Source organism: Flavisolibacter ginsengisoli DSM 18119, from assembly GCF_900129295.1.
GTDB classification, from domain to species: domain Bacteria; phylum Bacteroidota; class Bacteroidia; order Chitinophagales; family Chitinophagaceae; genus Flavisolibacter; species Flavisolibacter ginsengisoli.
Map to the genome: position 1 here is coordinate 25,490 of NZ_FQUU01000024.1, position 26,779 is coordinate 52,268.

The 26,779-nt window shown below is 42.2% G+C and carries 22 protein-coding genes; 9 read left to right on the top strand and 13 right to left on the bottom strand.

The window, feature by feature from the left end; genetic code table 11:
- Window positions 1–11: 11 nt before the first annotated feature.
- The 13 genes from BUA53_RS19285 to BUA53_RS19345 all read right to left on the bottom strand — a co-directional run bounded on the left by BUA53_RS19285 (window position 12) and on the right by BUA53_RS19345 (window position 19,073).
- Window positions 12–623: a hypothetical protein gene (locus tag BUA53_RS19285; RefSeq protein WP_072837037.1), complete on the bottom strand. Its 612-nt coding sequence runs from the start codon at window positions 621–623 to the stop codon at window positions 12–14.
- Window positions 624–782: 159 nt separating this feature from the next.
- On the bottom strand, window positions 783–1,316 hold the full coding sequence (locus BUA53_RS19290; protein ID WP_072837038.1) for a hypothetical protein: 534 nt from the start codon (window positions 1,314–1,316) through the stop codon (window positions 783–785).
- Window positions 1,317–1,394: 78 nt separating this feature from the next.
- Entirely contained in the window at window positions 1,395–2,060 is a 666-nt protein-coding gene (locus tag BUA53_RS19295; RefSeq protein WP_072837039.1) for a hypothetical protein, read from the bottom strand.
- A 126-nt stretch (window positions 2,061–2,186) separates the two neighbouring features.
- Complete coding sequence (locus BUA53_RS19300) at window positions 2,187–3,665, bottom strand: class I SAM-dependent DNA methyltransferase (protein WP_072837040.1); 1,479 nt, start codon at window positions 3,663–3,665, stop codon at window positions 2,187–2,189.
- Between the two features lie 159 nt (window positions 3,666–3,824).
- On the bottom strand, window positions 3,825–7,139 hold the full coding sequence (locus tag BUA53_RS19305) for an RNA-dependent RNA polymerase family protein (RefSeq protein ID WP_072837041.1): 3,315 nt from the start codon (window positions 7,137–7,139) through the stop codon (window positions 3,825–3,827).
- 19 nt (window positions 7,140–7,158) lie between these two features.
- Entirely contained in the window at window positions 7,159–8,418 is a 1,260-nt protein-coding gene (locus BUA53_RS21480) for a restriction endonuclease subunit S (protein ID WP_084080288.1), read from the bottom strand.
- A gap of 6 nt (window positions 8,419–8,424) precedes the next feature.
- A complete protein-coding gene (locus BUA53_RS19315) occupies window positions 8,425–9,453 on the bottom strand; it encodes a Kiwa anti-phage protein KwaB-like domain-containing protein (RefSeq protein WP_072837042.1) in 1,029 nt (342 codons plus the stop codon).
- Window positions 9,454–9,462: 9 nt separating this feature from the next.
- The gene (locus BUA53_RS19320; protein WP_072837043.1) at window positions 9,463–10,071 is read right to left on the bottom strand and encodes a hypothetical protein; all 609 of its coding nucleotides are present in this window, start codon (window positions 10,069–10,071) and stop codon (window positions 9,463–9,465) included.
- 15 nt (window positions 10,072–10,086) lie between these two features.
- A complete protein-coding gene (locus BUA53_RS19325; protein WP_072837044.1) occupies window positions 10,087–12,882 on the bottom strand; it encodes a type I restriction endonuclease subunit R in 2,796 nt (931 codons plus the stop codon).
- Between the two features lie 1,128 nt (window positions 12,883–14,010).
- Window positions 14,011–14,307 carry an exonuclease domain-containing protein gene (locus tag BUA53_RS21485; protein ID WP_217653034.1) on the bottom strand — a complete coding sequence of 99 codons (297 nt, stop codon included), beginning with the start codon at window positions 14,305–14,307 and terminating at the stop codon, window positions 14,011–14,013.
- Window positions 14,308–14,424: 117 nt separating this feature from the next.
- Entirely contained in the window at window positions 14,425–17,085 is a 2,661-nt protein-coding gene (locus tag BUA53_RS19335; protein WP_072837045.1) for a DUF5916 domain-containing protein, read from the bottom strand.
- Window positions 17,086–17,230: 145 nt separating this feature from the next.
- The gene (locus BUA53_RS19340) at window positions 17,231–18,445 is read right to left on the bottom strand and encodes an aminopeptidase (protein WP_072837046.1); all 1,215 of its coding nucleotides are present in this window, start codon (window positions 18,443–18,445) and stop codon (window positions 17,231–17,233) included.
- A gap of 154 nt (window positions 18,446–18,599) precedes the next feature.
- The gene (locus tag BUA53_RS19345; protein WP_072837047.1) at window positions 18,600–19,073 is read right to left on the bottom strand and encodes a hypothetical protein; all 474 of its coding nucleotides are present in this window, start codon (window positions 19,071–19,073) and stop codon (window positions 18,600–18,602) included.
- A gap of 144 nt (window positions 19,074–19,217) precedes the next feature.
- On the opposite strand from BUA53_RS19345, the gene BUA53_RS21345 reads away from it, so the two are divergent.
- The 9 genes from BUA53_RS21345 to BUA53_RS19390 all read left to right on the top strand — a co-directional run bounded on the left by BUA53_RS21345 (window position 19,218) and on the right by BUA53_RS19390 (window position 26,612).
- Window positions 19,218–19,364, top strand: coding sequence for a hypothetical protein (locus BUA53_RS21345; RefSeq protein ID WP_175546119.1), 147 nt, complete (start codon window positions 19,218–19,220; stop codon window positions 19,362–19,364).
- Window positions 19,365–20,094: 730 nt separating this feature from the next.
- Window positions 20,095–20,709, top strand: a complete 615-nt coding sequence (locus BUA53_RS19355) for a hypothetical protein (RefSeq protein WP_072837049.1) — start codon at window positions 20,095–20,097, stop codon at window positions 20,707–20,709.
- Window positions 20,710–20,804: 95 nt separating this feature from the next.
- A complete protein-coding gene (locus BUA53_RS19360) occupies window positions 20,805–21,425 on the top strand; it encodes a hypothetical protein (RefSeq protein ID WP_072837050.1) in 621 nt (206 codons plus the stop codon).
- A gap of 76 nt (window positions 21,426–21,501) precedes the next feature.
- Entirely contained in the window at window positions 21,502–22,557 is a 1,056-nt protein-coding gene (locus BUA53_RS19365) for a sensor histidine kinase (RefSeq protein WP_072837051.1), read from the top strand.
- A complete protein-coding gene (locus BUA53_RS19370; protein WP_072837052.1) occupies window positions 22,554–23,318 on the top strand; it encodes a LytR/AlgR family response regulator transcription factor in 765 nt (254 codons plus the stop codon). The genes BUA53_RS19365 and BUA53_RS19370 overlap by 4 nt, the downstream gene beginning before the upstream one ends.
- Window positions 23,319–23,686: 368 nt before the next feature.
- Window positions 23,687–24,418 (top strand): mechanosensitive ion channel family protein, encoded by a 732-nt coding sequence (locus BUA53_RS19375; RefSeq protein WP_072837057.1) that lies wholly within the window; start codon window positions 23,687–23,689, stop codon window positions 24,416–24,418.
- A 232-nt stretch (window positions 24,419–24,650) separates the two neighbouring features.
- On the top strand, window positions 24,651–25,346 hold the full coding sequence (locus BUA53_RS19380) for a 3-keto-disaccharide hydrolase (RefSeq protein ID WP_072837053.1): 696 nt from the start codon (window positions 24,651–24,653) through the stop codon (window positions 25,344–25,346).
- A gap of 74 nt (window positions 25,347–25,420) precedes the next feature.
- Window positions 25,421–25,768 carry a DUF2200 domain-containing protein gene (locus tag BUA53_RS19385; RefSeq protein WP_072837054.1) on the top strand — a complete coding sequence of 116 codons (348 nt, stop codon included), beginning with the start codon at window positions 25,421–25,423 and terminating at the stop codon, window positions 25,766–25,768.
- Between the two features lie 169 nt (window positions 25,769–25,937).
- Window positions 25,938–26,612, top strand: a complete 675-nt coding sequence (locus tag BUA53_RS19390) for a hypothetical protein (RefSeq protein ID WP_139256509.1) — start codon at window positions 25,938–25,940, stop codon at window positions 26,610–26,612.
- The last annotated feature ends 167 nt before the right edge of the window (window positions 26,613–26,779 follow it).

Consider the following 26,779-nt stretch of genomic DNA (forward strand, 5'->3'; position numbering starts at 1 on the left):
TTGGTTGCTTATTATTTTAACCTCGCGAACAAACCAACCATTTCACCATTGGTTAATTCTTTCATTTCGCCGGTATCTTCCTTGTATAATTTGCAGTTGAATTGCATTTTTACTTTTAATGAATACATTACAGAGGGATCATTATATTCTTCCGTACTCAATATTTTAAAACTGCTTCCCGTTTGATCCTGGCTACCATAGTGCGTACTCCAGAATTTACCTTCTTTATCCAGCCAAATAATAGACATCCCATTAATAGTGGTAGTCTTATAGGGATAAGTGCCCGGAGCCAGGAAGTCTTTAACAGTGGCGTTTGTTGCCGCATAATAATTGGAAAGGAGTCCTTTGGTTATTTCTATCGTAGTGAACCCGGCAGGAGTAGGGTTTGTCAATGGAGTAATGTCCGAGGAGAAACTTACTGTTTCCTGTCCACCCATACCAGACCCGGACCAGTAGTCTGTAGGCCCTGTTGGATTAGCTTTACTTTTGGCCTCGTAATAAGTGCCGCCTATTGTAGCCTTATAATAAAAAGGGCCATCGGTATTTGCGCTGGAATTAGTATCCTTTTTGCAACTTTGGAGTGTTAGTAATATTAGACACAGACAGGTAAGCCAATTTTTCATAGAGTATTATGTTGTAAATAAGGCAACAATATAATAACCGATTTGAATATTTACAACCATGGAACTTAGGTTTTTGTTTTCTGCGTGCTAGGGTTATCAAAGTCTGTCATAGCATTGTGCAATGCATGAAGGATGGAAAGAAAAGTTTTAATAAGCAGATTAAAATAGTTTCAACTGTCTTGCATCATAGAAAAACCGGCGTTTGGGATTTCGCCTATATGGAATCAGGTCCCTTTCAAACACTTCTGTTTTATATCCAAAATGAGAAAGAGGGGTTAAATATAATTTATCAGGGCTGGCCGGATGTCCGCCGATGCCAATGGCAATGAACATAGGAATATGATTTCTTTTTTCGTAAGCCATATAATTTTTGATCCTATGGCTATCAGCCCATTGAAAATGTCCTGTACCAAAACTTTGCTTCCATTTACATTCGATGGCAAATTTGAAAGGCCTATCTTTTGTATAGAAGAGAAATTTTAAATCCGGGTAGAGACATTTGGCAGCTGCCAAGCCATAAAGTATCGCATTTTCACTATTATAATGTAATAATTCAAACCGCTTACTTTTTAAGTTAAAAAGGCTTGCTACAAATTTTTCAAACGCTTCACCTTTTTCAAAAGCAGATAAAGAAATAAGAGGTTGCAAAGATGAAATATCATCTTTTCTTCTTAAAGCAGAATTATGATTCATAAGTACGGGTATAGATAAAAATATCTTGCGTTAAAATACTGCTTGAATCAATGAATTGCAAGTTTATAAGGTGGTGTATTACTTAACGAACTGCAAAAGATCATTTCTTAAATTATTGATATCTGAAATAGTTAGCTTATACCTAATATGCACATGTGCTCTTTGAGGATTATTTATTCTTAATCTTCTAGTTGATTGTGTATATTTTTTAAAGAGTATGTTTTCCAGTTCTTTGACCCGGGAATTATCAGAATCCCATCTTTCCAGCAATGATTCCTTGGGAATACAAGTTGCTACTTTTAAAGGTGATGATATATTAAATGAAGTAAAGGGCTCCTTTGTTTCAAAAAAAACATAAGGAGATAGAGACCTTTTCTCCCAATCTGTATGAAGCTTCCCGAACGGTTCAAATTGTTGACCATTCCTAATCAATAAATTATAAAAGCTCCTGTATTTTTTATAGGTATCAGATAACCAAATGTTTTCCCTTTCTCTTAATGTCTTCTGAACAGTACCAAAACCAATAAAATAATAGTTCCATTCGCGTGAGATTTCCTGTCGGCCACAAAAGAAGATTACAAGGTCACCTTGTTTTAATTGGCTTCTTACCTCCGGACGGCAAACTCCCCAGGTAGCAAAATTTGCATTACTAAATTCCTTCGTTGCCATAAAGAAAGCTGGATCATCACCCCAATCATATATATTTCCAGGCTTAAAGTATTCCTTTACAAATTCATGGATCAATGGTTCATATTAGAAAGCTCCAGGACCTGCTTTTTATAGCTAGGATTGACAGTATGACGGTATACACAAATGAAAACATTCATTTTACTACAATACATTTTGTTTCCACTATGGGTATTACTAATCTCACTTCTTCAACTGTGCAATGATCTCTCTAAAACTCCCCAGCGCACTTTCCAGGTTCTCTGCTATCTCTTCCGCCAATACATCAGGGTCAGGAAGGTTATCCAAATCGGCAAGACTCTTATCCTTTAGCCAGGTGATATCCAATGAAGTTTTGTCCCTGGCAATGATCTCTTCGTAAGAGAACCTGCGCCAGCGGCCTTCAGGATTATCTGTGGGGTGATAGGTTTCCTTTCTCTTATGCCTGTTAGCTGCATGGTAGCAGGTAATGAAATCCTGCAGGTCGGCGAGCTTTAATGGATTCTTTTTAAGTGTATGGTGTATGTTGGTGCGGTAGTCATAAAACCAAACCTCCTTTGTCCAGGGATCCTTGCCCGAGGGTTTGTTGTCGAAGAAGACCACGTTGGCCTTAACGCCATTGGCATAAAAGATACCAGTAGGCAAACGAAGAATGGTATGCACCTCTGTTGTTTCCAATAACTTTTTGCGCACCATCTCTCCTGCACCGCCTTCAAAGAGTACATTATCAGGTATTACCACAGCGGCCATGCCCGTTGGCTTCAGCATGGAGCGGATGTGCTGCACAAAGTTCAGTTGCTTGTTGCTGGTGGTGGCCCAGAAATCCTGGCGGTTATAGGTAAGGTCTTCCTTCTCCTGCTCCCCTTCTTCGTTGGTAAAGGTCTGGCTGCTTTTCTTGCCAAAGGGCGGATTGGCCAGCACATAATCATAGCGCTCCGGTGAAGAAGCTATTAATGCATCGGCAGGAGAAATTGAGTTATCACTATCTATATCGCCAATGTTGTGCAGGAAAAGATTCATCAGTGCCAGCCGCCTGGTACCTGCTACGATCTCGTTGCCGTAAAATGTGTTGAACTTGAGGAACTTCTTTTGCTCCTTATCCAGGTTATGATTGTTTACGATAAAATCATAGGCGGCTAAAAAGAAGCCACCGGTACCACAGGCCGGGTCGGCAATGGTCTTCATTGGTTCCGGACGCACACATTCCACCATAGCCCTGATAAGAGCGCGGGGTGTAAAATACTGACCGGCGCCGCTCTTGGTATCTTCCGCATTCTTCTCCAGCAGGCCTTCATAGATATCGCCTTTCACATCTGCATCCATCAGCACCCAGTTCTCCGCATGTATCATCTGCACCAGCTTATACAGCTTGGCAGGATCCGATATCTTGTTCTGGCTCTTGGTAAAGATCTGCCCTAGTATACCTTTCTCCCTGCCCAATTCCCTGAGGGTAGCTGTATAATGCACCTCCAGTTCATCGCCTTTCAGATCCACCAGGCTTTGCCAGTTGTATTGAGAAGGAATAGGCATCTTCCGGTTATAAGGAGGTCTCGTATATTCATCTGCCATTTTCAGAAACAGCAGGTAGGTAAGCTGCTCCAGGTAATCGCCATAGCCTACACCATCATCACGAAGCGTGTTGCAGAAAGACCAGACTTTGGATATGATTTGGTTGGTAGACATGGCATATATTTTTTACTTGAACTAATCAACATGAAACTTCCCTCTGCTTCGCACTCTTCTATGTTAAGAGAATTATGTGGCCTAATTGCACCATGCCTATAGATAAACATTTTGAAAAGCTTGCCGACATCGTCAAAAACCTTCATCAGAATATGCATTTTATAAGATACTTTCATTTCTCATTCTTCGTAATACATCTTGGAGTAAAAAATCTGGTGGCAAAGGTTTAAATTCTCCGACCGAATGTGTTAAAGAAAACTTTTGTCTTTGAAACTCCCTTAGCCTGTTTATATTAATCTTTGCGACAAGTATCGTATCATTTGTACCACCTTTCAATCTCAAAATATCTTTTCTCGCAGTTTCTACAGGCTGGGTTAATCTTGTATCGCCATACTGACTTGTATTCACTTGAGCAACATATGTATGTAAATCTCGTGATCCAGTTTCAACGATATTCGAAAAATATGGAGTATCTCTATTCCATTCAACTCCAATCAATAAGTCAATTTTTCCCTTCATCAAACTTCTATGCAATGAGTTTGCAAGCTCAAAACAATAATAACTTGAAAAATAGATATTACGCCAGTTAAATATATCATATCTATAAGGTGAAGGCTTCGGTATCGCAAAATGATTCCCTTCAATTAATGCTTCTTCAGCATGGGCATAATGATTTTTCAATCTAAAGACAACGACTGCGTCTCTTATTCCTCCAACTTCAACCGGAAGAATCGTAACAATAAAATTAAAAACAGTGAAATCAACTGTTACATGCTCCAACCCAGTAATGGTAAGCACACTATTTTTTTCAGAATATCTAACTAAACTTGAAAGAAGATTAATAGGAATAAAAAATTCTGGAAATATTAGAATATTTGATCTAGCAACTCTCGCACTTTTTAGTATTTCTGATAATTGCTGATACCTTTCTAAACCTAAATTCGGTATCCCTCTTAAGCTCTTAAGAATATTGTCCTCTTTTACTTCTGTGTTCGCAAATGATATACTTGGTTCTGCCAATTTACTTTTACCTGACGACACCCTTATCTCTTGAACTTTTAATGGTTTAATTTTATCATAATGAACAGATTGTGATGAGCGTTTGTAAAATTGCTCTCTAAAATCCTCCTCATCAAATTTATAACTAGGTATATGATTTTGATTTATCTGCTTATACAATTCAAAAGCAGCATCAAGGTAAAATTCATCAGTATGTTCATCTTCTTTGAATGTATCCTTACTAACCACATCAGTAATTCCCAAAACATTAGTTATTATTCTACCATCTTCGTAGATACCACTTCTTTTCTCAAACTTTGATAACTTCTCTAATGCAATTGCTAAACAGCATTCCCAAAATTTTACTGCTCTTGGAGAATTATTCAACAACTCTTGATCCAAGTAATAATCTTGAAAAGAAAAATTTAAAGAAGTAAGATCTATCATCCCCTTTTTCGACTTTCTGGTGTAATTAAGTAATGGATGAATTACATAATGATGACGAATCATATTCGTTTGCCTAAATCTATAGACCCAAAATGAATTCGATTTGGTTGGTTCAAAACTTAAACTAAAGAAAAATGGAAGAGTAGATTCTATTTTCCTTAATTGAAATTCAAAATGGATAAATGCTTCTTGTGTATCCTTTATAAATTTTGGATTTAGAGATAGTGCAAGTTCATGAGCACAATCCAAGTAATTAGTCATTGTTTCCTTAATTAGGGAATCCTGGACCTTATTTTTCTTATTAACATTTACAAGTTTTTGAATTTCTATGAGACAGTGAAGATAAAAATCGACATATGTTTTAGCTTGTCTATTAACAAGAAAATAAGTGAAGATCTTTTCCCAAAGCCTATAAAAATTTATACAGTTGGAACCACGAAAAAATTTTAACACTTGCTTGCCTTCCTCATCAGATATCTGTCTTTCATGTCTTAGAGCACTGAATATTTTATTAGCTAAGTAAACAGTAAGCCCATATCTGTTTTCCTTATAATCTTTCAAAGTTCTAATTTTTCCATCGGATCCATCATATTGCAAATAATAAGCACTTTCTTCGAAGCTTTCTTCGTTATGATCTTCCTCTGGAAAATCTCTAAACTCGCTTGTTTTTTCATCCAATTCTTTTTTAAGCTTGTCGATGACCAAATCTGATTCTTCTGAATCAAAAAAGTACAATAATGATTTAGCGCTTTGACAATAAAGTGAATCATATCCACACAATTTAAAAGACTTTTGCACGTGCTTATCTTTATTAGTTTCCTTTTGAATAAAGGGTGGAGTATCGATTAATTTAATAACGACGGAAAAATTCTGCAGTACATACTCTTCTAACTGGGTCAAACTTTCCTCGCTAAACGAAACCTTTTCATTTCTTTTTTTTGCTCTGTTTATTTTATTCTTGTACTTTTTAAAAGAAAATTTAAAATCTTCATCTTTTTCTGTCTTATGGTAGTCAGGTTTAGGGTCTGCAATTACAATTAATATGTCGTCAACATACCTTCCATAGTATGCAGGTTTTATTAATTGAAAAATTCGGGTATCAAAATCCTTAAGGAAGTCATTTGCCAAAACGTACGAAGACAATAAACCTATTGGAAGAATAATTTCAGAAAGGTTATTTGAATTGTCCTTTTTCAAGCTTTTGAAAAATTCGTATGGCACTTCATACTTCTTTCCTACTTTTTCTGAATAAATAGTATGGATTTTTAAGAAAATCTCCTCAAGATTTGATAAATGTTGTAAAACTCCAGCTTTATTGTTATTATAGAGTTTTGTAGTGGGAATCCTAACAGAATGAAAATAATCTTGAATGTCAAGATTTAAAAAAAGTGCATTTCTGTTGTCTTTTAAAAGGCTTTGTGCGGCCTTGACTGAGTCATCTCTCCACTTCTGATACTGTTTGAAATATGGCTTGAAAAGGCTTGATCCTTGAACAACCTTATCCTTACTTTTATTCAGTAAAAGTCTATTGCCTAAGCAACTATCATCTAAAACTGCATCATAGTGTACGCCATACTCCATTATCCACAAGACAGATAAAATATGTAGCTCCAAAGGAGCATCAATAAATGCATTAACCCGGTCAACTTTATAGGAGCTTTCAATTCTTTTATTTGTTATAAAATTTTCATCAATATTTCTTTGCTCTATAGATTTTGGATAAAACAATACTGTTATTTGCGCCAAAAAATAATCAAAAAAACTCTGGTCCTCATGGTATTCATTTAATGCATCTTTAATTGATTCTAGTTTCTTATCAACGCTTTCAGATATTTTTAATTTCTTAAAACTTATTTTGTTTAAATATGGCCTAGGGCCGCCTTTAATCAAAGATAAAATGTCATCCTTAATTGTATTTGTTTCAAATTCAACTAGCTTCCTTCTTAAAAGAAGGTCTGTACTATCAAAATAGATGTAAGACTTTAGTTTTATATAAGCTTCTCTTATTTGATGGAGCTCGAACGACATTATATGTGTAGTTTTGGTTTTAAAATAATTTACCCTCAAACGCCTTCTTCAAAATACTTTGCCTTAAAGCCTCTGCTTGTTTTAAGCTACTTGTTATTGTTTCTTCTATATTATCACAAACACTAAGACGGCTTTCTATTTCCTGAACGATTTGGTGTTGCTCTTCAATAGAGCATAAAGGAACTTTTACTTTTTCTAGTATATCTACATTAATGTTCTTTTGAGCCGTTGCTGGCGCCATCTCCTCCAACTTCGACTTGTAGAAAATGAAGAAATAGTTTGTGTATTTGGTTAGCAGAACTTCTTCCTTGGAAATCAAACCAACAACACTATCTGGAAAGCATGCATCAAAATTCAATATAGCTGTTTCGCCAATATTCGCTGCTATGGTAATACATAAAGTTCCTTTAGGCCATAACTTACTTTGTTGTAATCCTTGCTCACTATATGTTTGTGTAAAGGTTGAAATATAGCAGCCATTTGCATTCCTTATATCCCCCGTTTGGATGAATGGATATTTACCACCGAATAATGAAGGTTCATTTCTTGGTCTATGCTTGGACTTACCTCTTTTAATTATGCAAGCATCTTTTAATTCGATCCTTTTCCACCCATCCGGCAACTCGCCATCCTTCACACCCTCATTTGTCAGCCTCCCTTCAAAAGCCCATTTTAATACAGCCTGCCGGTAAACTTTTAATTGCCGTTGTGCAGTTTTTAATTCTTCAACGCCTTTATCTAATTCGCTAAAGAGTTCTTCTATTTTTGAAACAATTTGTTGCTGAATATTTAGTGGAGCCATTGGAACAACTAATAGACCTAGTTTAGTTCCATTAACATTTGGTTGACCTATACCAACTTGTCCGTCTGTGATTTGCTGCCAATAATATAGTGATTGAAAATAATTGTATATATATTTATCAATAATACCTTTCTTAAAGCGAACACGAATTAGATAAGAAGCAAAAACAGATTCAGGAATATTTCCCTTGACTAAATAGCTTTTTCCAACAGTTGCACCAGTTCTTGCAAATAATAAATCTCCAACTTTTAGTAAATACTTCTCCTTATTATCTGCATCAATTGGGCAGTAGGGTACAGCATTCCACAGAACGTCGCCATTTTGAATATCTGTTATTCGCAGAAATTTTGGACCAACTTTTTCTTTCGATGAAGATTCAGTATAACCGTACTGAATGCTTTCAGCAATATTTTTAACTTCTATCCAATGCCAATCCTTTGGTAGCCCATTTCTATTTTTGCTATTTAACTCTATCATTGTTTACTATTTCTTCAATCTACCTGCTGGAGACTCAAATACTTTACCTCCGAATATTCCTTCTTTGTAATATTCGCATAATACTTTAATTATGTCTTCCGCGGCGTGTTCGTCTAATGCTATTACCCTGCCCTTGCCATCAAAATTGAATTTGATCGCTAATTTGTTGCCTGCCCTTTTAAATTCTTTCTTTATATCCTTACAAGTCTTTAAAAATTCAAGATTCCCGATAGCCTTTGCCTTGATTAATTTATTTCTAAACGCTGGTTTTTGAGCAATAACTCCAGACAAATGTTTAAGGCCGTCAACAAACTTGATGTCCTCAATTTCTGCAACAATTTCTTGCGCCACAACTTCGAATTCTTCGGTGATACTTGTGATGTCCTCAAAAGCCTTTTTTTGAAATATATAAATGCCTTCATCAACATAAATCATGTCTATACTAGGTTCAATATTTAAAGAAAAGCCTTTAAACGGCTTAAGGCTTTTTGTCTTTGTATCAAATAATGCTGTAAAACCATTTTTGACCGCTTCATTTACACTTGTGGATGTTTCGATTTCAACTGCCATTTTGCTTGGTTGTAATTTCTTTATACAATACAGCCATTTCTTTTGTTTAGAATTGTAAAAGCCATAGCATAATGCCCACGCCTTTTCAAGATCGGCTAATTCTTCAAATGTTTTTAATGGGCTAATTTGTTTGTTTAATCTATTTTTTAGAAATTCCTGGAAACCTGAAATTTTTCCTAGATCTGTGTAAGAATAAATTTTATCAATTGTATCGTCAATAACTTCATATTCCACAATTTGTACATCTTCTTTTATTTTCTTCTCTATAACCTTTTTCAGCATTGAAGAAATAACAGGCATTAATTCAGGGCTTAATTGTATTTGCAACGGAGCATATTCAAACTTATCCGAGGGACGAGCTTTCGTTCCATGGTCTAGTTTTGTTTTTCTCTCTATAACATAGAGATGCACAGTTTCAACAGAGGTGAATTCCTCGAGGCGATTTAGCAGCTTTTTAGAAGTCATAAGATAATTTTAAAAGGCAAAAAATAATCGATGGCTGAGTTTAAATATTTTTAGTTCTTCCCCTTCATCTATCCATCGATGTTGAGAAATAATTAAAGCGGTTTTGTTTTCGCTGGAATCATTATAACTGTATTCGATTTCATATAGTCCATATTTAGTGTTTAAAATTGGATTGATCAATATCAAACTCGATGTTGAATACAGTTTATAATAAAGAATAAACAGTATAAAAAATGTAGTATACTCAAATAGGCCTATCTCCCCTTGCATAAGAAGCGGAATAACATATGTCGCTAAATAAGAAAGGGCTTCTTCGTTTTTTGGCTTGATTGATGAAACTATAACAGGGAATGCATTTGCTTTCTTGCTTTTTATATTTCGAAATGTCATCTTGACCCCTATTAAGGCGTAGATGCTTAACAAAAGTAAAATCAGTACAAAACCAAATTTTTCAAAAAATGTAAAGGTGGCTGCTTCAGTAAACCCTCCATAGTTCAAATAGTTTTTGTTGGCTACAATCACTTTTATGATAAGTAAAAAGAACAATGGTAAGTATGACATACAAAACAAGGCAAACAGGGAGGGACTTTTCAATAAATGTGGGTTACTCGAAGCCATACAGTTTGATATTATTTACGCAACTAGTTCTACATTCAATTCCTTAATAATCTCCTCTGTCTCTTCCCCAAACAACTGCCACATTTTTCCCAATCCACCCTGCTTATTGAAAGGATCCAGTTCAAAATCTTCCTTGTCAAGGTGAAAAGAGCCGGCAATGTAATCCTTTATCATGCGCAGCCATTGCACCTGTGCTTCGGAGTACTTCAGCGTACCTGCCTGCTTTTTAAAGATCCAGTCCTGGAAGTTGCGGTCCACGGTTTTATCAAAAGCCGTAAGGCTGCTATCCATACCACTCACCTTGCGCACCAGGGCCACCAGAGCCATGAGTTCATTCTTCGGCTGGCCGTTCACTTTTTCCAGTTGCTCATAGGCCTTCCACACCTGCAGGGGCGCCAGCATAGGCTTGTTCATCTTGATGGTTTCCACCAGGTCCTTCAGCATCTTGTAGGAAAGCTCGCGCCTGCGGTAGGGCTGCGCATAAAATACCTGCAGTGCTGTGATCTCAGTTTTATGCTCCTCTATCCAATGGGTGAAATCATGTATGATGCTCTCGGCAGCAACTTTATTGTCCTTCACCCAGCCAATATTTTGTATCTCGTCCAGGTTGATATGATCTATGTACTGGTCATATTTTTTACGAACATCAATCACATAGTTGCGCAACTCCCAGCTATTGAAAATAGAAGTGGCCTGTTCCACCAGTTCTGATTGCTTCTTGGTATAAATGGCTTCCTGCTCTTCCACCGTAGCATAGGGATGCTCCTTTTCAATATTACATTTCACCTGCTCTATCGTATCTGCATCATAGGCATTCAGCAGGTCCTTCACCACGCTGTTGATGCTTTTGCCCCCAGCTTTCTCCGCAAAGGCAGCTTTCTCCTTTTCGTTGATCTGCTTGTCCAGCCGTATCAGCCTGTTGGCTAAAGTGCTCAGCATCTCTTCTTCCTTATTGCCCATGGCAATGCCTTCCAGCACTTCTTTCAGGCTCATGCCCGGCTTCTTTTCCATGGGCCGGCTATCGGTCTTCTGGCTCTTCTCCACCCCAATGGCGTCAATGATCACAAAATGGTCCTTGGTGTATTTGGCGGCGGGAGTGCCCGTGCTTCTCAATTCATCCAGGCTGCAGGTACGGGTGCCACGTCCCTTCATCTGCTCGTAATAGCTGCGGCTTTTCACGTCCCGCATAAAGAGCAATACTTCCAGCGGGCGTATGTCCGTACCCGTGGCTATCATATCTACCGTCACGGCAATCCGCGGGTAATAGCTCATTCTGAATTGCTGTAATACTGTCTTGGGGTCTTCTTTTTCTTCTCCTTCCGCTGTGCGGTAGGTGATCTTTTTACAGAACTTGTTCTCCTCGGCAAACTCCCTGCGCACTATATTAATGATATCATCGGCATGGCTGTCGCTCTTGGCGAAGATTAGGGTCTTGGGTACTTCAAAATTCCCGTCCTTGTCCACCCTGTCGGGAAACATTACTGGCAACTGGTCCCTCACGGCCTGTATGATCAACTGGATCTGGTTAGGATTGACCACCTTATCATCCAGTTGCTTGGCACTGTACTCTACATCCTCATCCAACTGGTTCCAGAATTTCTTCCTTGTCAGCTTTTCCCGCCTGTCTATATATTCACCCAGCGAAAGCTTCGCGCCTTCTTTGGTGATCTTTGTCTGTATCTCGAAAACATTATAAGGTACAAGCACCCCATCTTCCACCGCCTTCTTGTAGCCATAATCAGAAACAATGTTCTTTTCAAAATAGCCAAACGTGCGGTTATCCGGAGTAGCAGTTAAACCAATTTGAAAAGCATCAAAATAATCCAGCACCTGTTTCCAGAGGTTGTATATACTCTGGTGGCATTCGTCTATCACAATGAAGTCAAAGAATTCCATCGGCACCTTCTGGTTATACACCACGGGCATGGGTTCTTTGGGCTTCCATTTTTTGGAAGCGGGATCTTCTTCCTCATCACGTTCGTCCAGTTCTGTTCCTTTCAATATGGAATACAGTCGCTGAATGGTGCTGATATATACCTGGCTGTCTGGTGGAATAAAGGAGCTACTCAAGCGGGTAACGCCATAGAGCTCAGGAAAGAGGCGGTTATCATCCTGTGGTTCATAGCGTTTGAATTCCTGCTCCGCCTGTTCACCCAGGTTGCGCGTATTCACCAGGAACAATACCCGCTTTGCCCTGGCAAATTTCAATAAGCGGTAAATGGATGTAATGGCCGTAAAGGTCTTACCCGAACCCGTAGCCATCTGCACCAGGGCCTTGGGCCTGTTCTCCCGGAAAGACTTTTCCAGGTTAGTTATGGCTGTTACCTGGCAGTCCCGCAGCCCATCAGGTTGCAGGACAGGGATATTGTGAACTCTCTTTCTTAGGGTTTCAGCTTCCCGCAGCAAATACTCAAATGTTTGCGGCCGGTGAAAAGTAAATACCGGTCTTGAGCGGGGCTTGGGATCGCGGTAATCCGTAAAGCGTGTCACATCGCCCGTGCTCTCATATACAAAGGGCAGCGGGTCGTTGTTGATGTATTTCAGTTTGGCCTGTGCATATTCCACCGACTGTTCCTCGTGCATGGTCAGCCGAACGCCTTCTTCTTCCCGCTTGGCTTCAATCAGTCCCACAGGCCTGCCATCTACAAAGAGTACATAATCGGCTGGTCCCACATTGGTCTGGTATTCACAAACGGCCACGCCAGGGCCGGCGCGAAGGTTGATATGTTTTTTGTCCTGCACAATCCAGCCACAGGCAGTCAACTGCTTGTCGATCTCATCCCGGGCAATCTGTTCAGGGTTTTGGTTCATTAGCGGCTACCTAAAGCAAACAAAGGTCACAAGTATAGGCATTATTATTAATGTTTCCTATTAGCGTGAGGAAAATCAGTTGAAAAGAGAAGGAACCACGGAGTCAGGGCGACAGGGAGAGGCACAGAGAAAGGAGTCGGGAATCAGGAGTCTGTAGTCTGTAGCCAGTGTCAATATAGCAGATGTAGCTTTTGGGTATATAGATGCTATAGCTGGTGCATAGTTCCTGTATGGCAAGTGCCTACATATAGCATAACTAATGCATGGGGAGTGCATGAAATTCGTATTTCTTCTATTATGTAAAAGTTTTGATAGCGTCTGTCTGATTTATGTCTCCTTGCAATTACCACTCTATGAACTGCCTGGCTGCTACCTACCTGAAGTATAGCTGGCCCCTATCAACTCCCTACCTGCGGTATAGATACTGCGTGATGATCACGCAGTATCTATACCGTTGGTATGCTGTTGGTATACCTTTGCTATGCTTCACCCTGGCTGTAACCAATATGGAAACTTAGCCTGTCTGCATTGATTACCAGCTCCTTACATAGTTATTGAATTACTTTGGTTACAGGTTGACTACCTGATAGTGACTGAGATAAACCGTTGATAAAGCGCCATTTGTAAGTGTTTATTCTTTATGATTTAGGTTGATGAAGCTCCAATAGTACAATGGTCACCTATGTGGTTGCCACAGATGCTTCCTACGTCAGCATGACAGAGGGAAAATGTAGGTTGGTTGCAGACAGTACTATTATCGAAGATTATTTAGTTCTCAAATTGGTTTCAACGCCATGGAGAAGAATTATGGTTAATATATAATAGGCTTGTACCTGATCACAATTTCATGTGTCAAAGCATGACAGGGTCTACATGTGTATGATATTAGTTACTACCATAGCAACTATCAAAATACATCCGGGAAATCTATTAATTATGTAATCCTGATCCTGATCCCAGGTGCATCCAGAACAACCTTGCACAGGCAACGGCATCGGATATGGCATCATGATGATTCAACTCTATGCGGTACTGCTGGCAAAGAAGGGATAGCTTTTTGCCATAGAGGCGGTAGGTACAATGCGTTTGGTATTGCGGAATGGGAATACGGTAGTGTGAAAGCGTTTGCTACAGGCAGCTATTATCAAAGGCCATATTATGCGCTACCAGGTGCTGGCCGGCAATATAATGTTCCAGTGCCCACCACACTTTATCAAAGGGCAGTGCCGAGGCAGTCATGCGAGGCGTGATGCCATGCACGTCAATATTGTATTTTGAATATTCATTGCCCGGCGGACGCACCAGTAAATTTACCTGGTCCACCACCTCGCCCCTGATCACACGCACCAGGCCTACCTGGCAAATGCTGTTGCGCCGGCCGGTGGCCGTTTCAAAATCTATGGCAGTAAAAGCATTCTTAGGCATCTGGTGGTGGCAAGTGGTTGTGCCGGCAAAGAAAGTAATTTAAGTACAATGTCCATGGATTGTCCAGGAGATTTTTCCCCTTACCATCATCACTCCTGCTCATTCATTTAGTATGGACTACTTCAGGAACCTGTAAGTAGCTTTTACCAGGAAGCTATTCCTGGCCTTGCTGGCAAAGGCATTGTCAAATAGGCTTTTGGCCAGTGGTGTATCCAGGTCAGAAAAAGCATCGGGGGTATTTCCCTGCGACCATACCAGGTAAAACTCAGACCCCGGCTTATACTCCCACCGAACAACCAGGTTTGACCGGAATTGCACGAAATTAAAATCGGGCTTATCAAAGCTGTAATCAGGAACGCCATCCCCGTTTTCATCCACCATCCATTTGCCAGTGCCATCGCTAACCGGTGCCGGGGTGAATATATGGAAGCGGTCTTCGTATTTAGCAGCCAGGGGATTGGAAACATAGGCAAAATGATCATACAGGGGACGCGTGATATAGGGCTGTCCATAATATTGCAGGGTGAGCTCCGGCGTGATGTTATAACTCAGTCTACCGGTGAAGCGTAGGGTCTTTTGGCGTACCTCACCCACAATAGTCCTGGAAAGATTGTTATAACTGGCACTGCTTACAAATTGATCCTGGCGTCGCCAGTAATAGGAATAGTTGCCGCTAATACTAAAATTGAAAGCATTGACCGGTTGAAAGTTGATGGAAAGACCCAGCTCATGATCTCTTACCGTGTTTTTAGCGCCCCATGCATTGAATACACTCAGGCTGGCATAGACCTTTTTACGGTAATCACTATTCAGGTACACATTGTGCATGAGTGCTGCCGGCCTGCGTAAGGACGAAGCTCCTCTTAAGGCATTGTTTGAAATATCATAACTATTCCAGGTCAGTCCTGTTCCTGTTTGCCAGTTGCTTTTGAAAGTGGCATGCGAATTAAAGTTGAAAGCCTGGTAAATAAACTTGCCGCTGTAATCCCATTTTGACCAGTGGTTGTAGTTGAGGCGTGCAGTACGGAAAACCGAGAACGGTCTTTGAAAATGAAGTCCCATCCAGGTGAAATGATTGATCTCATTGGAGGTGAGCATAAACCCGATATCATTCAATTCCAGTTGTGGAGAGCGCAGGGTGACACCTGTCTCAAAGCGGAACACCTGCCCGTACTTACCCATATTGCCACCACTCTTTCCAAAGCGGATGGTACCGCCTGTGCCTGTGAGCGCAGTACGGCTGCTGTCTACCGATACCTCGGAGGCCCCGCTGCGTTGGAAAAGGTGCTCAAAGCCTGTCTGGGTTTGCAGGATAGATTCTTTGCTGCCCTGCACATGACTGAATACAATATTGCCACGGATGTACCAGGTGCGGTTCTTCCAGAATTGCAGGAAATCCAGCCCTCCTGTATAGGCGCTGCGGTTAAGCAGGTCATCCAGGCCATGCTCACGATTAACACCCGTGATGATACCTCCAAGAACGGTATTGCCCGACTTACTGTCTTTTTGCAGGCGACCCACAAAATAATTGGTCAGGGGTTCCACCAGTTCTTTTCTTCTATCGCCATTATGATCTATGGTTCCCTGTTCCCGTTGGGTGATGCTCTCCAGTACCCCAATGCTCCAGCCCTGCTTTGTTTTACCACTGAATTTGGCTGCTCCCAATATGGAGGTATTCTGGGGCAGGTCGGCATATTCGCCGCTGTTCAGGTTCACAAAGCCATGAGGTGAGCCACCAATGCGGCGTGAATAAAATAACAGGTCCGCATCATAATCGCCGCCAGCTTGCGAGCCCGTAAGCTGGTAGTCAAAGATGTTCCTGCTTTCAATAAAGAAGGGTCTCCTTTCCTGGAAGTAATTCTGGAAACCGTCTATGCGTACCTGTGAGGGATCTGCCTCCACCTGCCCGAAATCAGGGTTGATGGTAAAGTCCAGTATCAGGTCATTGGTCACGGCCAGTTTGCCATCAAGTCCTCCTGTTAGTTTGCTGTCAGACCCTTTGGCAAAGGGGTTGCCGGGTTCTTTTTTATACGTGTCTGCCTGGGCAATGATGTAGGGCGCTATTTCTACCTGGCGGTGCATAGGTATGTTCTTCAACCCATGCAACTCACCAAAAGCACTGACCCATACGCCGGAGTTCTGTGGTATGTATTGCCAGTTGGAGCGCTCCTCTTTACGCAATATGCGGCGGGTGACCTGGAAGCCCCAGACCTTATCGGTCTCATTGCCATAGCGCAACTGGCTCAGGGGGATCTTTACTTCCCCTGTCCATCCTTTATCATCAATATGAGTTTTGGCAAACCAGATAGGGTTCCAGCTGGCATCCCAGTTATTGCCATCGCTGGATATAAATTCATCGCTGCGCACACCGGAGACCGAGAGGGTAAAGGAAAAACCAGTACGTAGGTCGTGGTAGCTGTCAATGTTGATCTCTACCCAGTCGCCGGGGAATTCATCCCTGCGGCCCATGCGTTTGTCAATAGAGTCGGGCGACTTGTCAAGGCATTGATAGGCGATGTATAAAAACTGGGCATCATAGAGTATCTTAAAATTGGTTTGCTGGGAAGGAGCATGTCCTTCATTGGGCTGGTTCTGAATAAAATCACCACCCCATTCCACTGCGTTCCAGGCTTCTTCCGAAGGAATACCATCCAGTGTTATCGTACCATTGAGCTGGCTGGTGAAATATTTCTTTTTGGGGATAATAGTATCTTTCTTCTGAGCCTGTAAAGACAGTCCGATCAGCAACAGCAAGAATACCAGCTGGCAGTTTTTCATACACAAAGGTTATTCATGGTTTAGACCATGGCAAATATTAATATAACAACGGTTGATATATCCTATTGGCGGAAAAGAAAGAAGATGTAATATTTAATATGTAAGATGTAATATTTGGAAGCTTAACAGGTAATGCCTCTTTCTATTACAACGTAAACATTCCATCCCTGTAAATGACTTTCTCTGTTCCATCGCGTAACGTCGCAGTAACTGTCCTGTCGGTGGTGCTGATAATATCAGTATGTACTTTAGGGCAGCTATTGTATCCCATCTCAGCCCATTGCTCCTCTGTTACGGTTGCCATATCGCCGGTAAATGTATCCTTATAAGCATTGCCGAGGGCAATATGTGTATTGCCAAATTCACCGCCCCTGTTTTCATCATAGAGCGTGGTGGCCATAAATTGCGTGATCTTCGAATGGCGCTTATCTGTCAATGAGAATTCACCTACCTTATCTGCATTCTCCTGTGCTATCATTTCCTTTAAGGCATCTTCATTCTCTGTAGCGGAAGAAGCTACCACAACACCATTTTCAAATTGCAGCGACACACCTGATATGCGTTTGCCTGAATAATACAATGGCTGGTTGAAATGGATATGTCCGTTCGTTCCCCTCCAATCGGGCGAAGTGAAGATCTCAAAGCTTGGTATGTTCTTGCCTCCACCGCTCAACCATTTCCTGTTTTCACCCAATTGTATATACAGGTCTGCATCAACACCCTTGATATGCAGCTTGTTAATTGGCAGTGCGTCCAGCTTGTCTTTTATCAGTTCGATCTCCTGCTGCACAGACTTCCATTTGGATACAGGATCATCCTCCCTCAGGTAACAGGCTTCAATGATCTGTTCCCAGTAGGCTTCCAGGGAAAGTCCTGCTTCGTCAGCCATGGATTGTGTGCCGTAGAGGCAAAGTGACCAGGATAATTTTCCTGCCTGTTCCTTTGCTTCACGCATCTTCATGTAAGGAGCACGTGCACTGTTCATCAGGCTGATCTTCGAGGCTGGGATATCTTCCAGGTAATGAATATCAGGCTCTGAAATGATAAAGAGTATATGGTCTGTGGCATCAACTATTCCCTTCCAGTAGGGCGTGGCGAAAAAAGCAATCTGCTCCTCCGAACCATTCTGCAACAGGAAGCGGGCAAGGCTATTGTCCCTTAAGTTGTTGGGTTGATAGTTGGTGATGAGGTTACCACCTGCGGCATAGACCTCTTTGGCCATAGCCATGAATAGATCCTTTGTACACTCTTGTCCTACCAGGAAAACCGTATCACCTTTATTGATCCCTTTACCATCGTTCAATGCATAGTGCACCATGACACGGGCGTATTTCTGTAACAGGCTATCATCAACTTTCATTAGTAATCTTTATTAGGCAGACGAAGATAAGCCAGGATGAAAAGATATTATGAGGACTCAAGCCGGGGCACTGAATGTTGTGATAAACAATAGACGGGGTTTGGAGGCATATGAGTTATAATGCAGTAATAAAACGCAAGGAAAGATTTATCGCTTAAAACAAACCCCAATCATCTTCATACTCATCACGTTTAAAAGTAGCCACCCAGGCACGGAATAATTCCTTGAATTTGTTCAGCGCTTCTTCAATGACTTCCTCATGTTCCATTTCGGCTTTATTGGTTAGCACAGCAAAACCAATTTGCTCCCACATTTGACGGCAATTGAAACGGATAAGGGCTGCATTCTCCATTTTAATCTGGTATAGCGTATCGCCGGATGCACTGATGATCTTTGGTGCAATAACATAAGCATTCTGGTAGATCATGCTTTTCGTACTATGGAACTCGTCCGCTTCTTCCGGTAAGGTTTCAACAAAGGCCATGACCAGGCCAAATACTTCGCGCCATTGATTGTACAATTTTTCTGCTGCCTGCAGTGTCTCTTTCCATTTCCATGCCTCACTCTTGTCTATGTTCTGAAACCGGTCTTCCCATTCAGGTAGTGGGTTGAGGTAAGAGATGTCCATGCTGATAGTTTTTGAAAATGCCGTATTGTAAAATATTTTTTATTCGTTTCTCTATAAAGCAATGAATTTGTCTATTTGTTTTTATAAAAGGCTGAGGATAACAATTACTAACAGGAAATCCTGGCTCAAAGTAATAATTTTATAATGAGTACTGAATGGAGAATAATCTTTAGCGCTTATACGCGGTATACTTTTGAACTGGTAGATCATTCGCTTAATTTCTATACACGCAAGTCAATTTGCCTGGATGCAAGCGAGACAGCCTGGAAAGAAAATATCTTCCAGGGTTGATAAGTAAGAAAATGCCGCCCCGATGGGGCTTTGTGGATCTCTTCCGTTATACATTCTTCTACCATAATACCGCCCTTACAGGGCTAATCCCCAACTCAACCTATTACTTTTCTTTTTACATAATCCCTTTTTAGCAGGGAAGATGATCTTCCGTGGCCAAGCCTCAGAGAGGCTATATTTTGGTAGCAGAAACCGGAAGATCATTCGCTTAATTTCTATACCCGCGAGTCAGTTTGCCTGGATGCAAACGAAACGACTGGAAAGAAAATAGCTTCTTGAGTTTTACGGAATAAGAAAATGCCGCCCCGCTGGGGCTTTGTGGATCTCTTCCGTTATGCATTCTTCTACCATAATACCGCCCTTACAGGGCTAATCCCCAACTCAAACTATTGCTTTGCTTTTTACATAATCCCTTTATAGCAGGGAAGATGATCTTCCGGGGCCAAGCCTCAGAGAGGCGATATTTTGGTAGCAGAAACATTTTATTTGGGTGTGAAAGCCCTGTAAGGGCGACATTTTATTGAGTTGGTAGCGCTGAATTTCCTGAATAGAAATGTAGTTAACTTCCAAAAAACCTCCTTTTCCACCTTTTCATTTTACCCTTCCGGCATTGCTTCTGACGTTTTAAACCTTTTCCATCTCATTTCGATCACCATAGCCTTGACCTGCGCACCTGTGGTAACGATTTTTGTCTCTGAAAAAAAAATTAACCAATTTAAACCAGACCATCATGAACAATAGAACACTTGGCATATTGGCCCTTATAGGTGCTCCTTTTTTATTGATAGATACCGCCAACAATGGTTTTAATATCAACCAAAGCTCCGGCATTTCGGGGCTGCTCAACCTCCTGTATACCACGGGATGGATCTGCGCTGTCATTGCCCTGAAACGCATGGGTGCTTTTGGCGATAAGCGATTTGGCAAAATCATTTTCTGGGTACAGATCAGCTGCCTGGTACTGGCCGACTGCTGGAATATTTACGAATGGATGCAGCCCCGTGCTGAAACCACCCTGTATTTCATGCTGGATGCCTTCTGGCCCATTGGCAACCTTTGTATGCTGGTGAGCGGGATCACCATAGCAGCACAGGGCGTATTAAAAGGCTGGCGCCGCTATGTGCCACTGGCTGTTGGTCTTTGGCTCCCTATAGGTCTGGTGCTCTGGGCTATCTTAACCAGGACACCCGGCATGCTGTTGTTCTCCGGCATCTACTCTGCCCTTACCTGGTCGCTGATGGCCATTGGTATTATAACCAGTTCCGGCAATACCGGCGAAGCCAATCAGCAGCCAATCCGCGGGCTTGCTGGTGTGCACCCCAAACTACAGGAAACTGTGTACTAACCAATCCTTTGCGACAGCATTTCCCTTACCCATAAAACCTACTATGACCTGTTATCAAATAACCCTTAGCAATCAAAAACCATAAAACTCTTTTTATGCAACCCTTACATCCAACCATCAAACATTCATTGATCGCCTGCCTGCTGCTGGCCCCACTGCTGCAACTGGTGGGTGACAGCCTCTGGGTAAGCCAGTCCTTCCCTTTTTCCTGGAGTCTCTGGCGCGAAGCCAGCTTTATCTTCTTTATTCCTATTGGGTTTTTACTGGCCCGGCTGGTAGCGCCCAAAAGCGCCACATGGGCGGTAATAGCCTCAGCATTTTACTTTGTGGGATGCATTGGCGTCTCCACCATGATGCCGCTTTTTCGGCTGGGTGCTTACTACCCTATGGAGAAGGCCAATGAATTTCCCACGATCGTGCAATCGGTGTTTGATAAAGGTGCTTATGCGCCAACCTTGTTCTTTCCCGGCCTGTGTTTCCCTGTCAGCCTGGTCCTGTTTGGAATTGCATTTGTAAAGCACAGGGTTTTGCCCAGGGCTTTTGCAATCTCATTTATCCTTGCAGGCATCCTATTCTGGTTTGGCAATGCCATGGAAATAAATCCCCTCATGATCACCAGCGATGTATGGCTGCTGCTGCTGTTTTGTGGACTCTCATACATTCTATTTACCAACAATGCACGACAAACAGCGCCTGGTCTTGCAGCCAGTGCATAAGGGTTGTATACTAATATGGCAGTGGGCGAAATTATTTTCATATTTCTTTTTATCTTACTAGAAGCAACTAAACTCCATGCAGGAAAACGACCTCACCAAACAGGAAAGAAGGGTGATGCTGGGCAGCATCCTTGCCTTTCTTTCTGGATGGTACATGAGTGATGAAGGCGGCCGAAGCGGCACCCTGCCGGAACAGTTGCGCGACCTGGGCCTGATGCTGGTGATTGCCTTCCTGCAATGGCTGGTGGCACGCTATGTGTGGCGGTACTGGCTAAAAAAATATCCGCATTACACCCAACTCGTGCGCAGGGTTGTTTACAGCATCCTGGTCAGCGGCGTCCTATCCATGATCATGTCTACTGTGGTTTATGGCATTCCCATGTGGCTTTTTGAACATCGCCTGTTCGGGATGGCCCAGTTTCGAAACAATTTCGGGCCCTGTTTCTTTTTCAGTGCGCTGATCATCGGCGCACACGAAGTGATCTTTAATTTTTTTGAATTGCGCCGCATAGACAGGGAAAAAGAAGAATTGAAAAAAGCGCATTTGCAAAGCCAGCTCGATTCGCTGAAAACACAGGTCAACCCGCATTTCCTGTTCAACAGCATCAATACGGTATTGTCGCTCATACCCACGTCGCCGGCAAAGGCTGAAGCCTTCCTGATAGAGCTTTCATCGGTGTACCGCTACCTGCTGCAGGCAAACGAAAACCAACTGGCCACCCTGCAGCAGGAACTACAGTTTGCTCATTCCTATTTTCATCTGCTCAAAACAAGGTTTGGAAATGCCATACAGCTGGAAGAAGCGGTGGATGAAAAATGGTTGCACTACCAGTTGCCCTCGCTCACCCTTCAACTGCTGTTGGAAAATGCTGTCAAGCACAATGTAGTGTCATCAACAAAGCCACTGACCATCAGGTTGAGCACCGAAAATGGCGGCATGAATGGAGAAGTTTTCCTGACCGTGCAAAACAACCTGCAAAAGAAGACACAGTCTATTGTTTCCCACAAAATGGGCCTGACCAATATCCTGGCGAAATTCCGGTTGCTGAACCAGGACAATGAAGTAATGATCACTGACAGGGACGAACAATTTACCGTAATGCTACCCCTTCTCAAAAAACAATTGGTATGAATGTATTGATCATTGAAGACGAACCGTTGGCAGCCGACCGCCTGCGCCAGTTACTTTCGCAGGCCGATGCCAGCATGCAGGTGGTGGGAGTAAATGATAGCGTGGAAGCTTCTGTGGCATGGCTGCAATCCAATCCCAAACCTGACCTGATACTGATGGACATTGAGCTTTCCGACGGGCAAAGCTTTGCCATCTTTGACCAGGTAGCGGTGACCACCCCGGTGATCTTTACCACCTCTTATGATGAATACGCGATACAAGCGTTTAAAGTGAACAGCATTGATTATTTACTGAAGCCCGTGAAGCCGGAGGATCTGCAGGCGGCGATCAATAAACTCAAAACATTTGGCAACCACCTGCCCTTTGCCCAATCGGCTGCCGTGGAACAATTGCTGCGACATTTACATCGCCCTGAAGCTGCCTACCGTGAACGATTCCTGGTCAAGTCGGGCCAGCGCTACTTTTCCATCGAGGTGGATGATATCGCCTATTTCTTTTTCCGCAACCGGGTAACTTTCCTGAAGACCTGGAAAAAGGAATCTTATTATATCGATTATGTTATGGACGAACTGGAGGAGATGCTGCCGCCCCAGGAATTTTTTAGGGCCAACCGCCAGTACCTGGTTCATGTGAAATCAGTAAAGGATATTCACCCTTTCTTCAACAACAAACTAAAACTGACACTGCACCCTGCCGCGGAAGAAGATGTGCTGGTAAGCCGCGAAAGAGCAGCAGATTTTAAAAACTGGATGGGGAAGTAAAACTTTAGAACTAAGATTGGCAGGATGGGAAAGGATTTTTGAGGAGAAGCTAGTTGGTGGCTGGTACAATTATTCACCATTCAAGCGGATGCATTGAGTTATAAATGTTCCCTCAGACCTATAGCTTTTTCATTTAACATTTTACGTTTTCCTCTTGTTAACCGGTCAACATTTCAACTTGTCAACTTTCTAACGCTTTAAATTTTTCATCCTGTGCTTCTCCGTGCCGCTGTGCCGCTGTGGTTTCATCTCCTGGCTGCCGACTCCCGACTCCTGACTCACTCCCGGGCACGGTTTTTACCCTTCCCTCCATAAAAAAAGTGAACTGGAATAGTTTTTACGTAAAGGCCTCTGCCTGGGTGGTGACCATGGCACCCAAGGTTTTATTCGGACTGGTATTAGTAGCTATAGGTCTTTGGCTGATCAGTCTCCTCAAAAAATGGCTGACCAACCACCTCCTGAAAAAACAGGTGAATTCTTCTGTCCGTCCCTTTCTGGTTAACCTGAGCATCGTTACCCTTCAAATACTCCTTGGACTGGCTTTTATGCAGATCGTAGGCATACAGATGACTGCTTTTGCAGCCCTGTTGGGTGCTTTTGGTGTGGCGGCAGGACTGGCGCTTTCGGGTACCCTGCAGAACTTTACCAGCGGGGTGCTCATCCTATTATTAAAACCTTTCCGCATTGGCGATAATATCATCGCGCAGGGACAGGAAGGAACGGTTCATACCATACAGATATTCTTTACCATCATCAAGACCTATGACAACCGCACGGTGATCATGCCCAACAGCAAATTGTCGAATGAAGTGATCGTGAACCTGAGTCGCGAAGGCAAGCGAAGGGTGGATATTGAATTGAAGTTTCCCTTCGCTGCTGACTTCAACCAGGTGAAGGGCATCCTGGAACAAAGCATTAATGCGGAGGCAGGGCTGTTGAAAGATCCTGTTCACCGTATTGGGGTATCTAATGTGGAAGCCGATGGCTACAAAGTACTGGTGAGTGCCTGGGTGGCAGCTCATGGATACGTGGATGCAAAGCTGATGCTGCAACAACGGATCATTGAGGATCTGAGGGGAAAAGGATTAGGCAGTTTTTGAGAAGTTTCTGGTTTATAGTTTTTTGTTTCTGGTTCTTTAGGTTGAAGTACTCTTTTTATAGCTGTCGTAATAAATATAAAAGAGTACTAACTATATCAGCTATACAGAATAATATTTATTTACATTACTGGAATCTCTGCTTATCAACTTGTCAACCTTTCAACTTTTCAACTAACCCTCGCTGCATTTTTGCCACCACTACTCGTTTTGAAATTTTCCATTATCTTTTGGCATGCAAAAGAGTTTAGTTTGTGTAGCAGTACTATGCCTGCTCGTAGCCTGTGCGACCCGAAAGAGCCAGCAATCAATCTCTTTATTTAATGGTAAAAACCTGGATGGCTGGCATGCAGACATACCGGAAAAGGATACTAATGCTGCGGCACCGGATGCCTTTATTGTCCGGGATGGTATGCTTGTGAGCAAGGGAGAACCCCAGGGCCACCTGCTCACTGATGCCGTATACAAAAACTACAGGCTGGATGCAGAGTACCGCTTTACCGGAAATCCGGGCAACTGCGGCATCCTGGTACATGCGTCAAAACCAAGGGCTCTTTATGGCATGTTTCCCCAATCCATAGAAGTGCAGATGGAGCATGAAAATGCAGGAGACTTCTGGTGCATTGTTGAAGATATTACAGTTCCGGATATGGAAAAGCGTCGCGGACCCAAAGAAACATGGGGTATCACCGAAGGCAAGGCACGCAGGATCGTCAACCTTACCAATGGATCGGAAAAGCCTGTGGGCCAATGGAACCAGATGACCATTGAATGCCTGGCAGACAGTGTGAAAGTCTGGTTGAATGGCGACCTGGTAAACTTTGGCTATGGCGCCACGGCCCGGGAAGGGAAAATAGCCATACAGGCTGAAGGCGCTGAAGTGGCCTTTCGCAAGCTGGAACTCAGGCCTATAACAGCACTGAGTCATTAGTAGTGATTGCCTGCCGTTTTCGACTGTAATATTTTCGTGAAGCCAAAAATTATCTTTGAATAACAACTGCACATATGGATAATACAAGAGTATTTAAAATGTCCTTTGCTGGTGTATACCCGCATTATATTAATAAAGCAGAGAAAAAAGGACGCACAAAGGAAGAACTGGATACTATCATATGCTGGCTGACCGGATATGATCAACAGGCATTGCAGGAACAAATTGACAAGAAGGTAGATTTTGAAACCTTTTTTGCACAAGCACCCCAACTCAATCCTAATGCTTCAAAAATTACCGGTGTTATTTGTGGTTACAGGGTGGAAGAAATGGAAGGACTGATGCAAAAGATCCGCTACCTGGATAAGCTGGTGGATGAACTGGCAAAAGGTAAAGCTATGGACAAGATCTTAAGGAAATAAGGCAAACCCAATTACATGGATCATTTATAATTGATAGCAAACCACCTGGCAATTCTCAAGGCCGCCAGGTAATGGATACAGAGAATTAGCAAAATTAACTTCGTGATAATAATACGCCCAGCCTGTATTGCTGCGGATTTTGAAATGCTATATCTTCATAGTGCTGGTTATGAGACCCTTCATTACAATATTATTCATTTTTGCCACAAGCTTTACTTATGGCCAGCAACTGGCGCAGGTAACATTCACTAATGCACGCAGTCTTGCCTATTTCTCCATACTTACCGACCAGGATGTGCTGGTGCGCATTACGGAAGATGGGAAGATAATAGAATGGGGTACAGAAATACTTTCTGACAGGGGGAATTATTATGCCCAGAAGCTGCAGCCTTTCCTGGCAAGGGTAGAATACTATGATGCTGGGGCAGATTCTGCCTACAGGGGCAAGGTGAAAAGCATTGGCACCACCAACGTCACCTACTACGATTCGTATGAAGAGACTACCAGGAGAGGAAAGCTGAAAACAATGGGCATGATGAATTTTGATTATTATTCCATGTATGATGATAAAGGCACACGCGGGAAATTAAAGTTTGCCGGCGACCTTCTGCTTGATTATTATGGCTCTTATGAAGATGAATCATTGAGAGGTAAATTAAAATCCATTGGCAATATTCCCATCAGCTGGGTTACGGTCTTTGATGACCGTTATAATGCCGGCAAGATCAAATCGGCTGGTTCTGTTTCCTACCAGTGGTATTCACAGTACGACCTGGCGCATGGAGCATTAAAGTCCAATAATTACAGGACATGGAGCGGTGGGATACTGTTTATACTGAGGTGAGAGAACCGCAGAACAATAGAACAAGGAATATCGAATGATGAAGTAGAGAGAGGAGAACCACAGAGGCCTTTAGATCAAATTAGTTCATTGACATATTGAATAGCTGAAAAAAGAAAGATTAAGAATTTTGTGGGAAGAAAAGTGAGGTGAACTTGACGGAGACATAG

Coding starts and splice junctions, on each gene's coding strand:
- BUA53_RS19285 (WP_072837037.1), bottom strand. CDS start 623: ATGAAAAATTGGCTTACCTGTCTGTGTCTAATATTACTAACACTCCAA.
- BUA53_RS19290 (WP_072837038.1), bottom strand. CDS start 1,316: ATGAATCATAATTCTGCTTTAAGAAGAAAAGATGATATTTCATCTTTG.
- BUA53_RS19300 (WP_072837040.1), bottom strand. CDS start 3,665: ATGTCTACCAACCAAATCATATCCAAAGTCTGGTCTTTCTGCAACACG.
- BUA53_RS19305 (WP_072837041.1), bottom strand. CDS start 7,139: ATGTCGTTCGAGCTCCATCAAATAAGAGAAGCTTATATAAAACTAAAG.
- BUA53_RS21480 (WP_084080288.1), bottom strand. CDS start 8,418: ATGATAGAGTTAAATAGCAAAAATAGAAATGGGCTACCAAAGGATTGG.
- BUA53_RS19315 (WP_072837042.1), bottom strand. CDS start 9,453: ATGACTTCTAAAAAGCTGCTAAATCGCCTCGAGGAATTCACCTCTGTT.
- BUA53_RS19320 (WP_072837043.1), bottom strand. CDS start 10,071: ATGGCTTCGAGTAACCCACATTTATTGAAAAGTCCCTCCCTGTTTGCC.
- BUA53_RS19325 (WP_072837044.1), bottom strand. CDS start 12,882: ATGAACCAAAACCCTGAACAGATTGCCCGGGATGAGATCGACAAGCAG.
- BUA53_RS21485 (WP_217653034.1), bottom strand. CDS start 14,307: ATGCCTAAGAATGCTTTTACTGCCATAGATTTTGAAACGGCCACCGGC.
- BUA53_RS19335 (WP_072837045.1), bottom strand. CDS start 17,085: ATGAAAAACTGCCAGCTGGTATTCTTGCTGTTGCTGATCGGACTGTCT.
- BUA53_RS19340 (WP_072837046.1), bottom strand. CDS start 18,445: ATGAAAGTTGATGATAGCCTGTTACAGAAATACGCCCGTGTCATGGTG.
- BUA53_RS19345 (WP_072837047.1), bottom strand. CDS start 19,073: ATGGACATCTCTTACCTCAACCCACTACCTGAATGGGAAGACCGGTTT.
- BUA53_RS21345 (WP_175546119.1), top strand. CDS start 19,218: ATGAGTACTGAATGGAGAATAATCTTTAGCGCTTATACGCGGTATACT.
- BUA53_RS19355 (WP_072837049.1), top strand. CDS start 20,095: ATGAACAATAGAACACTTGGCATATTGGCCCTTATAGGTGCTCCTTTT.
- BUA53_RS19360 (WP_072837050.1), top strand. CDS start 20,805: ATGCAACCCTTACATCCAACCATCAAACATTCATTGATCGCCTGCCTG.
- BUA53_RS19365 (WP_072837051.1), top strand. CDS start 21,502: ATGCAGGAAAACGACCTCACCAAACAGGAAAGAAGGGTGATGCTGGGC.
- BUA53_RS19370 (WP_072837052.1), top strand. CDS start 22,554: ATGAATGTATTGATCATTGAAGACGAACCGTTGGCAGCCGACCGCCTG.
- BUA53_RS19375 (WP_072837057.1), top strand. CDS start 23,687: ATGGCACCCAAGGTTTTATTCGGACTGGTATTAGTAGCTATAGGTCTT.
- BUA53_RS19380 (WP_072837053.1), top strand. CDS start 24,651: ATGCAAAAGAGTTTAGTTTGTGTAGCAGTACTATGCCTGCTCGTAGCC.
- BUA53_RS19385 (WP_072837054.1), top strand. CDS start 25,421: ATGGATAATACAAGAGTATTTAAAATGTCCTTTGCTGGTGTATACCCG.
- BUA53_RS19390 (WP_139256509.1), top strand. CDS start 25,938: ATGAGACCCTTCATTACAATATTATTCATTTTTGCCACAAGCTTTACT.